Genomic DNA, 11544 nt, shown 5'->3' on the forward strand with positions numbered 1-11544 from the left:
CTAACCCAGGGCGGCGCGGCCCACCGCACCCGCCGCCGCACGGGCCGCCGGCGAGGTCGCCAGATAGTCGACGGCCTTGCGCAGGGAGCCCTCCTGCGAGGGATGGTACGACCGTCGGAAGTAGCGGGGTATGGCCGAGCCCAGCTCCTTCCAGGTCGGCAGCAGGCCGCGGCGTACCGCCCCGTTGTGCTCGCCCAGCGAGTAGCGCAGCCGGCCGGCGAGCTGGGGATCGTGCCGGATCAGATAGGAGGCGCCCCACACCCACAGCCACATCAGCACCGGGGCCACGACCGCCATGCCTTCCAGGCGGCGGAGGTAGCGCGGCAGGCCCGTGCCGCCGCAGTGCTGGTACATGTCGAAGGCGACCGCCCGGTGCTCGACCTCCTCCGCGCCGTGCCAGCGCAGCAGATCCAGCATGACCGGATCGGACCCGGCCCGGTCCAGACCCTCGGCGTGCAGCACCCAGTCGCCCAGCACCGCCGTGAACTGCTCGATCGCGGCGATCAGCGAGAGCCGGAAGCGCAGCCACTCCTGGGTCGGTACCGGTGCCCCGAACGGCGGCGTCTCGCCAAGAAGCTTCTCGAAGAGGAAGTCGACGTGCCGGGTGTAGGGCTCGGTGTCCAGACGCTGGTGCGCCAAGTGGTCCAGGACGTGGGCGTGTTGGACGCTGTGGGTGGCCTCCTGGCCCATGAACCCCTTGACGTCCTTGAGCAGCACCGGGTCGGCGACCAGCGGCAGGGCCTCCTTGAACACCTTCACGAACCAGCGCTCGCCCGCCGGAAGTAAAAGGTGGAGCACATTGATGACATGGGTGGCGGTGGGCTCGTCCGGTATCCAGTGCAGCGGCGTCCCGTCCCAGTCGAACGAGACGCGCCGCGGGGTTATCCGGTAGTGCTCCTCGTGCGTCGTGCCGTCCAGGCGCTCCGTACTCACAGCGGCGGCTCCAATCGGGCGATCGCGCGCAGTGTCCTCGGCGCGAAGCGGGACATGAGGTGGGCGCCGCGGGCTTCCGGCGTCACCGGCACCACCGCCTGATTCTTCACCACGGCACGCAGGATCGCCGAAGCGACCTTCTCCGGGGGGAAGTTGCGCATTCCGTACAGGCGCGAGGTCTTCTTCTGGAGGCGCTTCTCCTCCGTGGCGTCCGCCCCGGCGAAGTGCGTGGTCGACGTGATGTTGGTGTTGACCAGGCCGGGGCAGATCGCCGAGACCCCGATGCCCCGGCCGGCCAGCTCGGCGCGCAGGCACTCGCTGAGCATCAGCACCGCGGCCTTCGACGTGCTGTAGGCGGGCAGCGCCCGCGAGGGCTGGTAGGCGGCGGCCGACGAGGTGTTGACGATGTGGCCGCCCTGGCCGCGCTCGGCCATCTGCTTGCCGAAGACGCGGCAGCCGTGGATGACGCCCCACAGATTGACGTCGAGGACCTTCTTCCAGTCCTCCGCCGTGGTGTCGAAGAAGGAGCCGGACAAACCGATGCCCGCGTTGTTGACCAGGACGTCCACGATGCCGTACTCGGTGGCCACCTTCTCGGCGAGCTTCTCCATTGCCTGCTCGTCGCTGACGTCGACCACCTCGCCCCAGGCCTCGGGCGCGCCGATGAGCCGGGCCATCTCCGCGGTCCTGGCGGCACCCTCGGCGTCCCGGTCCACGGCGACGACCCGTGCCCCGGCCTCGGCGAACGCGAAGGCCGTGGCCCGGCCGATGCCGCTCGCCGCACCCGTCACCAGGACCAGCTGGCCGCCGAACCGGTCGGCGTGCGGGCCTGTGGCCACGGCATCCCTGGCCGGTATGCCGTCCTCGTTGGCGCGGACGAACTCACTGATCCAGGTGGCCAGTTGGTCGGGCCTGGTGCGCGGGATCCAGTGCTTGGCCGGGAGGGTACGGCGGGTCAGCCGGGGCGCCCAGTGCTCCAGTTCGGCGTACAGCTTGGGCGAGAGGAACACGTCGTCGAGCGGCGTGATCAGCTGGACCGGCACATGGGCGTACGCGTCGGGGCGCGGGCGGCGCAGCCGGGCGCGGACATTGTCCCGGTAGAGCCAGGCGCCGTGCGCCGCGTCCTGCGGCAGGGAGGCCGTGGGGTAGCCGCCGAGCGGTACGTTCTCCAGGCGTTGGAGCATCGAGGGCCACCGCTTGCCGAGCGGCCCGCGCCAGGCCAGCTCCGGCAGGACCGGCATGTGCAGCATGTACACGTACCAGGACTTGGCGCCCTGGCCGATGAGCTGGGCGGTCCTGCGCGGTGTGGGGCGGCTCATCCGGCTCTTGATCCAGTGGCCGAAGTGGTCGAGCGAGGGGCCCGACATGGAGGTGAAGGAGGCTATGCGGCCCTCCGTGCGCTCCACCGTCGCGAACTCCCAGCCCTGGACCGAGCCCCAGTCGTGGCCGACCAGATGCACCGGCCGGTCCGGGCTGACCGCGTCCGCGACCGCCAGGAAGTCGTCCGTCAGCTTCTCCAGCGTGAATCCGCCGCGCAACGGGGCCGGCGCCGTGGAGCGGCCGTGTCCGCGGACGTCGTACAGGACCACGTGGAAGCGGTCGGCCAGGCGCTCGGCGACGTCGGACCACACCTCCTTGCTGTCCGGATAGCCGTGCACCAGAAGCACGGTGGGCCGCGACGCGTCCCCCAGCTCCGCCACGCACAGCTCCACGCCGCCGGTGCGCACCCAGCGTTCGCGGGCTCCCTCGATGTTCACGCTCGTCACCCTCACGCCGCCTTCTCCTCGGCCCAGCGCCGCACATGCGGCAGGTCGTCGTCCAGCCAGAACGCGCTCTGCTCGGGGTCCTTCGAGTCGGTGACGACGAGGATCTCCTCGAACTTCGCGCCCGTACCCCGGAATCCGAGGTGCGGCTCAACCGCCCACAGCCCCGGCCGGGGCGGGTGGTCGGAGAACTTGTACGGCGACCAGAGCGGCGACCAGCCGTCCCGGTGGCCGTGCAGCGCGTCGCCGGCCAGGCCCTTCAGCGCCTGGGTGCCGAACCCGAAGACGTTCGGCGACCAGCGGCGCTCCTTCACCTGGTCGATCTTGTGGGCGATCACGCCGAACGGATACGCCCGGTGCCGGTTGGCATAGCCCTGGCGGACCATGAGCCGGTCCACGTCCTCGTAGATCTCGCGCAGCGGCCGCCGCTCGCGCACCTCGCGCAGGATCAGGGCGCGGTGTGCCTCCAGGTCGGCGAGCAGCCGGTCGTGCACCGGATGGAGACCCAGGCAGCCCGAATAACCGATGTCGGCGGTATAGCCCTGGTAGACCGGGGCCATGTCGAGGATGAACGGCATCCCCGCCTCAAGACGCCGGTTGGTGGGGAAGAACTGCAACGGTATGCGGAAGTTCGCGAACGCGGTGCGGTCGCCGAACCAGGCGAACGGCAGGTGGAACCAGTCCCGCACGCCCCGCTCGCGCAGCCAGTCCCGCTGCATCCGCGCGGCCTCCCGCTCGGTCACCCCCGGCTTGAGCTGGGCGGCCACCGCCTCCGCGCACTCGTACGCCAGGCTCTGCACTTCCCTGAATCCGCGCAGCCGCGCGTCGGGTCGAGCCTTCACTGCCGATGGCATCCGTCCACCCCTGTCGCCCTACGCGTGCGTAACTTGACACTGATGAATGTGACAATGCCCGGCGGCTGCGTCAAGGGCCCTGCGTCAGCCTGTGGACAACGGGCCGGTTGTGGACAACTCCGTCCCCCAGGTCAGCGACCCCATCAGCCTCACGTACGGGTTCCCCTACGGGGCCGTACCTCTGGAGTCGGAGACGGATCCAGCCGTCAGGGCTGACGATTCGTGTGTCCTGCGCCACTACCGTCGATGACGTGACTGTGATCGCGACCGAAAGCCTGAGCAAGCGGTTCCCCCGGGTGACCGCGCTTGACCGGCTCTCGTTGGACATCGGCCCCGGCGTGACCGGGCTGGTGGGCGCCAACGGAGCCGGCAAGTCCACGTTGATCAAGATTCTTCTTGGTCTCTCGCCCGCCACGGAGGGCACCGCCGCCGTACTCGGCCTCGACGTGGCCACCAGCGGCAGCGCCATCCGCGAGCGGGTGGGCTACATGCCGGAGCACGACTGCCTGCCACCCGACGTCTCGGCCACCGAGTTCGTCGTGCACATGGCGCGCATGTCGGGTCTGCCGGCCACCGCCGCCCGTGAGCGCACCGCCGACACCCTGCGCCACGTGGGGCTCTACGAGGAGCGCTACCGGCCCATCGGCGGCTACTCGACCGGTATGAAGCAGCGCGTCAAGCTCGCCCAAGCCCTGGTCCACGACCCGCAGTTGGTGCTCCTCGACGAGCCGACCAACGGCCTCGACCCGGTCGGCCGCGACGAGATGCTCGGCCTGATCCGCCGCATCCACACCGACTTCGGGATCTCGGTCCTGGTCACCTCGCACCTGTTGGGCGAGCTGGAGCGCACCTGCGACCACGTAGTGGTCATCGACGGCGGCCAGTTGCTGCGGTCCAGCTCCACCAGCGACTTCACCCAGACCACCACCACCCTGGCCGTCGAGGTCACCGACTCCGACAGCCACCCCGACGGCACCGAGGCGGTCCGCAAGGCCCTCACCGCGGCCGGGATCACCCTGCACGCCGGAGTGGAGGACGGACTGCCGGGCGCCGGCCACATCCTCCTCGTCGAGGCCACCGGCGAGGATACCTACGACACGGTCCGCGACACCGTGGCCGACCTCGGCCTCGGTCTCGTACGGATGGAACAGCGCCGTCACCACATCGCCGAGGTCTTCCAGACCCCGGCGCGGGAGCCGGTCTCCGAACGCGCCGCCGCATGGGCAGCCACCGCGGCCGGCGCCGAGCAGAAGGGAGCCGGTCGCGATGGCAACTGACAGCGCCCAGACCCAGATCCACAACATCGGCTACCGCAACTACGACGGGCCGCGGCTCGGCCGGGCCTACGCCCGCCGCTCGCTCTTCTCGCAGTCGCTGCGCGGCGCGTACGGGCTGGGCCGCAGCGCCAAGTCCAAGGTCCTGCCGATGATCCTGTTCGCGGTGATGTGCGTGCCGGCGTCCATCATGGTCGCGGTCGCCGTCGCCACCAAGGCCAACGACCTGCCGGTGTCGTACACGCGGTACGCGATCATCCTCCAGGCCGTCATCGGCCTGTTCATCGCGGCCCAGGCACCCCAGACCGTGTCGCGCGACCTGCGGTTCAAGACGGTGCCGCTGTACTTCTCCCGGCCGATCGAGCGCGTCGACTACGTCCTGGCCAAGTTCGCCGCGATGGCGTCGGCCCTGTTCATCATCACGGGCGCGCCCCTGGTGGTCCTCTACATCGGCTCCCTGCTCGCCAAACTCGACTTCGCGGACCAGACCAAGGGGTTCGCCGAGGGGCTGGTCTCGGTGGCACTGCTCTCGCTCCTCTTCGCGGGCCTCGGCCTGGTCATCGCCGCCCTGACGCCGCGCCGCGGCTTCGGAGTGGCCGCCGTGATCGCCGTCCTCACGGTCTCCTACGGGGCCGTCTCCGCGGTCCAGGCCATCGCCTTCAACCAGGGCTCCCCCGGAGCGGTCCAGTGGCTCGGCCTGTTCTCGCCCATCACGCTCATCGACGGCGTACAGACCGCGTTCCTCGGAGCGAGCTCCAACTTCCCGGGCGGCCACGGACCGGGATCCGGCACCGGAGTGGTCTACCTGCTCGTCGTCCTCGCGCTCATCTACGGCTCGTACGCCGTGCTGATGCGCCGCTACCGGAAGGTCGGGCTGTGACCACCATCCACATCGACCACACCTCGCGCTGGTTCGGCAACGTGGTGGCGGTCAACGACGTCACCATGACGGTCGGCCCCGGCGTGACCGGACTGCTCGGCCCCAACGGCGCCGGGAAGTCCACCCTCATCAACATGATGGGCGGCTTCCTCGCCCCCTCCACGGGAACCGTGAAGCTCGACGGCCAGCAGATCTGGCGCAACGAGTCCGTCTACAAGAACATCGGCATCGTGCCCGAGCGCGAAGCCATGTACGACTTCCTGACGGGCCGCGAGTTCGTCGTCGCCAACGCCGAGTTGCACGGGCTCGGCGCCCGCGAGGCCGGCCAGGCCCTGGCCACGGTCGAGATGGAGTACGCCCAGGACCGCAAGATCCAGACCTACAGCAAGGGCATGCGCCAGCGGGTCAAGATGGCGTCCGCCCTCGTCCACAACCCGTCGGTACTGCTGCTCGACGAGCCGTTCAACGGCATGGACCCGCGCCAGCGCATGCAACTCATGGACCTGCTGCGGCGGATGGGAGCCGAGGGCCGCACGGTCCTGTTCTCGTCCCACATCCTCGAAGAGGTCGAGCAGCTCGCCTCGCACATCGAGGTCATCGTCGCCGGACGGCACGCGGCCAGCGGCGACTTCCGGAAGATCCGCCGCCTCATGACGGACCGCCCGCACCGCTATGTGATCCGATCGAGCGACGACCGGGCACTGGCCGCCGCTCTGATCGCCGACCCCTCGACCGCCGGCATCGAAGTGGACCTCAAGGAGGGCGCGCTGCGCGTCCAGGCCGTCGACTTCGGCCGGTTCACCACGCTGCTCCCGCACGTGGCCAAGGCGAACGGCATCCGCCTGCTGACGGTCTCGCCCTCCGACGAGTCCCTCGAATCCGTCTTCTCCTACCTCGTAGCGGCCTGAGCGCCTCCAGAAAGGAGCGGTGACGTTCCCATGTACAACCCGACCGTCGCCCGGCTCACCTACCGGGCCCTGCTCGGCCGCCGCCGGGCCGCCATCCTCTTCGTCCTGCCCCTCCTGCTCATCGTGATCTCCGTGGCCGTCCGCTCCTTCACCGGCGCCGACGACCAGGTCACCGCCGACCTGCTCGGCAGTTTCGCGCTGGCCACGATGGTGCCGCTGATCGGCGTCATCGCCGGTACGGGCGCGATCGGCCCGGAGATCGACGACGGCTCCATCGTCTATCTGCTCGCCAAGCCGGTGAAGCGGTCGACGATCATCTTCACCAAGCTGATCGTCGCGATCGCCGTCACGATGGCGTTCTCCGCGATCCCCACGCTGATCGCCGGGTTCATCCTGAACGGCAACGGCCAGCAGATCGCCATCGCCTACACGGTGGCCGCGCTCGTCGCCTCCATCGCGTACGCCGCGGTCTTCCTGCTGCTCGGCACCGTCACCCGGCACGCCGTGGTCTTCGGCCTGGTGTACGCGCTGGTCTGGGAGTCGCTGTTCGGCAGTCTGGTGCCCGGCGCGCGCACCCTGAGCGTCCAGCAGTGGTCGCTCGCCCTCGCCCAGCGCATCGGCGAGAACGGAGTGATCTCCTCCGACGTGGGGCTGCCGCTCGCGGTGATCCTGCTGATCGGCGTGACCGCCGCGGCCACCTGGTACGCGGGCCAGAAGCTGCGCACCCTCAAGCTGGCCGGGGAGGAGTGACGGGGGTTTCCCCGGCCAAGAGCGGTGCCCGACGTCAACTGGTCTTCGGGCACCGCCTGTTCACCGTCAGCGGCCGGTCGGGCTCGACTGCCCCGACTGGCCCCGACCGCCTCGGATCACCAGCCGCTGCGTGCGACTACCTCCGGTGCCTGCGGCGCGGGTCCGGCGGTTGAGGGAGCCGACGCTGGATGTCCGCGACGTCCTCGGAGAGATCCGTGAGCCGGATGCTCATCGCGCCCACCACGCGGTTGGTCGCGTCGAGCCTGCGGTCCACCCCGGCCAGCCGGACATCGACGGCTTCGAGCCGTCGGTCCATCGACTCCAGCCGCGCAGACATCCGCCGCAGCACCGGACCCAGCTCCTGGAGCGCGGGCCCGATGTGGGCCATGGAGCCCTCCAGGTCGCTGACCCGGTGCTCAAGGCCGTCGTAGCGGGGGTCGTTCGCGGTGACGGTTCGGGCGGTCTCCTCGGTGTCGAGAAGGTAGGCGCGGACACAGCGGGCTACTTCGCTGTCGCGAAGGAGCATGGCTATGTTGAGGACGGTTCGGCGGGTGTACAGCCGGAGGTGGGCCCTGCCCTGTGGATAACTTCGGTCTCGCCCGTTCTCTGAAATGGCCAAGTTGGCCATTTCAAAGGCTTGCAGTTCATCCCCCTTGAGGGTGCGAAGCCCGTTGCTGTGCAGCTCGTCGCGGTGTCGCTTCACGACGCTGTTGACGGCCTCCGTGGGGACCTCGAAGTACCGCGCGACGCCGTCTGTGGACAAGTGGGTTCCATCGGGTAGCAACCGCAACGCCCTGACCTTCTCCAGGACGTCGACGCGTCCCACGTGGTCGGCGCGCAGGGTGCGCGATTCCAGTAGAGCGACTTCGGATGGCATGGTCGGCCTTCCGTTCGTGGTCGGTGATGCATGACATGGACGCCCTGTCCCCGGGCCGCAGGGGTGGAGGTCCGCTCATCTACGCCACTGACTCAATGACCGGCCCCTGGTACCGCGACCGGCAATCCCTGAATTCACGAAAGGTACGACGCCACTAACCCCAGTTGCCTCCACGCGCAGGGACAACGAGCGGACTTTCGTACAAGTCACGCATCCGGGGAACACATGTTGGGAACAAACGTTTCGCCCGAGTCCAGCCGCCAGGCCGCCCGCTGAGTCGCCCGCCGCCCGCCCCGCTAAACCGTCCGGTCCCGTGCCGCGAACAGGCCCACCGCCAGTGCCGCCGCGCACACGCCGAGGACGAGGGCGATCGGGATGGTCCAGCCGCCCGTCGCCTGGTGGACCGCGCCCGCGGCCAGGGGGCCGACCGCGGCCAGGAGATAGCCGACCGTCTGGGCCATGCCGGAGAGACGGGCCGCCGTCTGGGCGTCGCCCGAGCGCAGCACGATCATGGTGAGGGCCAGGCCGACCGCGCCGCCCTGCCCGATGCCGAGGACCCCCGCCCACAGCCAGGCCCCGCTGACCGGAGCGATCATCAGGCCCGCGTAGCCGGCCGCGACGAGTGAGGTGACCAGGACGATCAGGGGGCGCTGGCTGCGCATCCGGCCGGCCAGGAGCGGTACGGCGAAGGCGCCCGCCACCTGGATCAGGTTGTTGAAGGCGAAGATCACGCCCGCCGTGGAGCGGCTCATCCCGTGGTCGGTGAAGATCGTCGGCATCCAGGCGATCAGCACGTACGACCAGAGCGACTGGAGGCCCATGAAGAGGGTGACCTGCCAGGCGAGGGCCGAGCGCCACACGCTCTTACCGGTGGTACCGGAAGCGGAAGCGGAACCGTAGGAACCGGGGCCGGGCCGGGCGCTCGGGACCCGTACTTCATGTCCCGTACGTCCGCGGGCGATCAGCACCTGCGGCAGCCAGGCGACCGCCGCCAGGACCGCGAGCAGGGACCACACCGCGAGCGAGGCCTCCCAGCTGCCGCCGAACGCCTTCTCCAGCGGCACCGAGGACGCGGCCACCAGGGTCGCGCCCGCGATCATCGCGCCGGTGTAGACCGATGTCATGGACGCGGCCCTGTCCGGGAAGTCCCGCTTGATCAGACCCGGCATCAGCACGTTGAGCAGGGCTATCGCCGTGCCCACGAGTACGCCTCCGCCGTACAACGCCACCGTCGAGGGCGCCACCCGCACCAGGATGCCGACGGCCAGGAGCAGCAGGGCGAACAGCAGGACCGGTTCGCTTCCGAAGCGGCGGGCGAACCACGGCGCGACCAGGGCGCCGAGTCCGAGGAAGAGGACGGGGACCGAGGTCACCAGGCTGCTCGCCGTCGAGGACAGGCCGAACGACTGGCTGATGTCGCTCACCAGCGGCGACACACTGGCCAGCGCCGCCCGCATGTTCAGCGACGCCAGGACGATCCCGATCAGGAGCATCGCCGGATGCGCCAGCAGTGCCCGCCGCGCGGCGGCGCCCTGGGGTGAGGGCCGCACATCGGCCTCGGCGTCGGGCAACAGGAGGTGATCGGTATCCGGGCGTGACAAAACAGGCACCTTTCTCGGCGTCAGGGCTTGATCGTTGGGGGGGGGGGGGGGGGGAGCTGAGGACGGGGGTGGCCGGCGGTGAGCGGCTGCCGGGCAGTGGGCGGCTGTCGGGCTCAGGCCTCCCGCCGCGCCGCCACCGCCCGCACCGCCTCAAGCGGCTTGCGCAGGAGTTCGCGTACGGCGCGTTCCGCGGCCGCCGGGTCTCCGCTCTCGATCGCGTCGACCAGGCCCTCGTGGGTGTCGAGGTCGATCGGCGGCATCTCCTCGTCGCGCAGCGAGGTGATGAGGCTTTCGTGCACTTGCACCGAGAAGAACCGGTAGACCTCGATGAACGCCGGGTTGTGGGTGGCCTGCACCACGCCCAGGTGGAACGCCATGTCGGCGTCCGCGGCGCGGTCGCCGTGTTCGCGCAGGGTCTCCAGGGCGCCCCGCAGCGCCACCATGTCGGCGGTGTCCCGGCGTTCGGCGGCGAGACGGGCGGCCTCGGCCTCCAGTGCGACGCGGAGTTCGAGCACGTCAAGGGTGTCGGCGGCGCGGATTTGCTGGAGGACGGCGGAGGGGTCGGCCGTCGAGCGTACGAAGGTGCCGTTGCCCTGGCGGGATTCGAGCAGCCCCGCGTGCACGAGGACGCGTACCGCCTCACGGACCGTGTTGCGGCCGACGGCCAGCTGCTCCGCGAGTTCGTGCTCCGTCGGAATGCGGTCGTCGACCGCCCATTCGCCGTTGGTCAGCTGGGCCTTCAGCTGATCGACCACGGTGTCCACCAGGGACTGTCGTCCCGCCGTTCTGAGAGCCATGCCGCCCACTCTATTCGCCCGGTTGCCCAGTCATCCTACAACTGCGGAACTGTCCGACTTCACTGCGCCGGGATGGCTTTTCATGTGGTGCTCAGGGTTCCGGTCCATCATCTAGGGATGACGACCCTGCTCCACCGCGGCACCGAGCGCTCGCGGCCGGTCCGTTCCTGGGTGCGTTCCACACCCGGGACCCATATCTGGCTGCTGGCCATCGCGATCACCAGCCTCGTCATCCAGCTGTCCACGCAGGCCCTGGAACGCTTTCTGCTGCACCGCAACAGCAGCAACATCCACGAGCTGACCCGGCACCCCGTCCAATCCCTGTTCACCAGCGCGTTCTGGATCGAGAACCCGTCCTCGCTCCTGCTGTACCTGGTGATGTTCGAGGTCGTCCACGGCACGGTGGAGCGCTGGCTCGGCACGCTGCGCTGGCTGTGCACGGTCGTGGTGGGACATGTGGTGGCGACCCTGATCAGCCAGGAGTACGTCCTGTGGTCGATCCAGAACCAGCATCTGCCCAAGCGGCTCGCGCACGCCATGTCGCACGTCGTGGACATCGGGGTCAGTTACGGGCTGGCCGCGGCGGCGGGCATCCTCGTCTACCGGCTGCCCCACCCCTGGCGCTGGCTCTATCTCGTGGGCGTGCTCGCGTTCTTCGGCATCCCGCTCGCCACCGGCGGTACGTACACCGACCTCGGCCATGTGACCGCGCTGCTGATCGGCTTCGCCTGCTGGCCGTTGACCCGGGGGGTGCCGGCCCGTAATTCGTTGGCGCCCAACGGCCGTGCCGGGCACAGTGGTTGAGGCAACCGCGCACGAGAAGAGCGGCCCCGCCGCACGGGGGACGAGTCGGGGCGGGGCCGCGCGGGGCAGGCATCGGAGCAGCACCGACGACTCCGAAGGGCCG

At 69.8% G+C, this 11544-nt stretch carries 11 protein-coding genes; 5 read left to right on the forward strand and 6 right to left on the reverse strand.

Annotation, left to right across the window (positions count from 1 at the left end):
* From ACFYNP_RS03205 to ACFYNP_RS03215, 3 genes are read right to left on the reverse strand one after another with little or no spacing between them, the layout of a single operon-like run.
* Positions 1–933, reverse strand: a complete 933-nt coding sequence (locus ACFYNP_RS03205) for a metal-dependent hydrolase (RefSeq protein ID WP_388414145.1) — start codon at positions 931–933, stop codon at positions 1–3.
* On the reverse strand, positions 930–2690 hold the full coding sequence (locus tag ACFYNP_RS03210) for an SDR family oxidoreductase (RefSeq protein ID WP_388782235.1): 1761 nt from the start codon (positions 2688–2690) through the stop codon (positions 930–932). Before ACFYNP_RS03210 ends, ACFYNP_RS03205 begins: the two co-directional genes overlap by 4 nt.
* An 11-nt stretch (positions 2691–2701) precedes the next feature.
* Positions 2702–3538, reverse strand: a complete 837-nt coding sequence (locus tag ACFYNP_RS03215; protein WP_388414148.1) for a M24 family metallopeptidase — start codon at positions 3536–3538, stop codon at positions 2702–2704.
* 269 nt (positions 3539–3807) lie between these two features.
* Here ACFYNP_RS03215 and ACFYNP_RS03220 point away from each other — a divergent pair, with 269 nt between their 5' ends.
* Genes ACFYNP_RS03220 through ACFYNP_RS03235 form a run of 4 tightly spaced genes read left to right on the forward strand, consistent with a single transcriptional unit; the run spans position 3808 to position 7362 of the window.
* A complete protein-coding gene (locus ACFYNP_RS03220) occupies positions 3808–4827 on the forward strand; it encodes an ABC transporter ATP-binding protein (protein WP_388414292.1) in 1020 nt (339 codons plus the stop codon).
* Positions 4817–5704 carry an ABC transporter permease subunit gene (locus ACFYNP_RS03225; protein WP_388414150.1) on the forward strand — a complete coding sequence of 296 codons (888 nt, stop codon included), beginning with the start codon at positions 4817–4819 and terminating at the stop codon, positions 5702–5704. Before ACFYNP_RS03220 ends, ACFYNP_RS03225 begins: the two co-directional genes overlap by 11 nt.
* On the forward strand, positions 5701–6612 hold the full coding sequence (locus tag ACFYNP_RS03230; protein WP_388414153.1) for an ABC transporter ATP-binding protein: 912 nt from the start codon (positions 5701–5703) through the stop codon (positions 6610–6612). Before ACFYNP_RS03225 ends, ACFYNP_RS03230 begins: the two co-directional genes overlap by 4 nt.
* Before the next feature lie 30 nt (positions 6613–6642).
* Positions 6643–7362, forward strand: a complete 720-nt coding sequence (locus ACFYNP_RS03235; protein WP_388782067.1) for an ABC transporter permease — start codon at positions 6643–6645, stop codon at positions 7360–7362.
* A gap of 136 nt (positions 7363–7498) precedes the next feature.
* On the opposite strand, the gene ACFYNP_RS03240 is transcribed toward ACFYNP_RS03235, so the two are convergent.
* The 3 genes from ACFYNP_RS03240 to ACFYNP_RS03250 form a co-directional block, all read right to left on the reverse strand.
* Positions 7499–8239, reverse strand: a complete 741-nt coding sequence (locus ACFYNP_RS03240; protein ID WP_388782070.1) for a hypothetical protein — start codon at positions 8237–8239, stop codon at positions 7499–7501.
* Between the two features lie 296 nt (positions 8240–8535).
* Entirely contained in the window at positions 8536–9840 is a 1305-nt protein-coding gene (locus ACFYNP_RS03245; RefSeq protein ID WP_388782073.1) for a CynX/NimT family MFS transporter, read from the reverse strand.
* Positions 9841–9953: 113 nt separating this feature from the next.
* On the reverse strand, positions 9954–10637 hold the full coding sequence (locus ACFYNP_RS03250) for a FadR/GntR family transcriptional regulator (protein WP_388782076.1): 684 nt from the start codon (positions 10635–10637) through the stop codon (positions 9954–9956).
* Between the two features lie 117 nt (positions 10638–10754).
* Between ACFYNP_RS03250 and ACFYNP_RS03255 the strand changes: the two genes are divergently transcribed.
* Complete coding sequence (locus ACFYNP_RS03255) at positions 10755–11441, forward strand: rhomboid-like protein (protein ID WP_388414165.1); 687 nt, start codon at positions 10755–10757, stop codon at positions 11439–11441.
* Positions 11442–11544 lie beyond the last annotated feature (103 nt).

Source organism: Streptomyces sp. NPDC006691 (genome assembly GCF_042869955.1).
GTDB lineage: Bacteria > Actinomycetota > Actinomycetes > Streptomycetales > Streptomycetaceae > Streptomyces.

What these genes read in the sequence shown, in the direction of transcription:
- ACFYNP_RS03250 (WP_388782076.1), bottom strand. Translation starts at nt 10,637, where the DNA reads ATGGCTCTCAGAACGGCGGGACGACAGTCCCTGGTGGACACCGTGGTC.
- ACFYNP_RS03235 (WP_388782067.1), top strand. Translation starts at nt 6,643, where the DNA reads ATGTACAACCCGACCGTCGCCCGGCTCACCTACCGGGCCCTGCTCGGC.
- ACFYNP_RS03255 (WP_388414165.1), top strand. Translation starts at nt 10,755, where the DNA reads ATGACGACCCTGCTCCACCGCGGCACCGAGCGCTCGCGGCCGGTCCGT.
- ACFYNP_RS03240 (WP_388782070.1), bottom strand. Translation starts at nt 8,239, where the DNA reads ATGCCATCCGAAGTCGCTCTACTGGAATCGCGCACCCTGCGCGCCGAC.
- ACFYNP_RS03225 (WP_388414150.1), top strand. Translation starts at nt 4,817, where the DNA reads ATGGCAACTGACAGCGCCCAGACCCAGATCCACAACATCGGCTACCGC.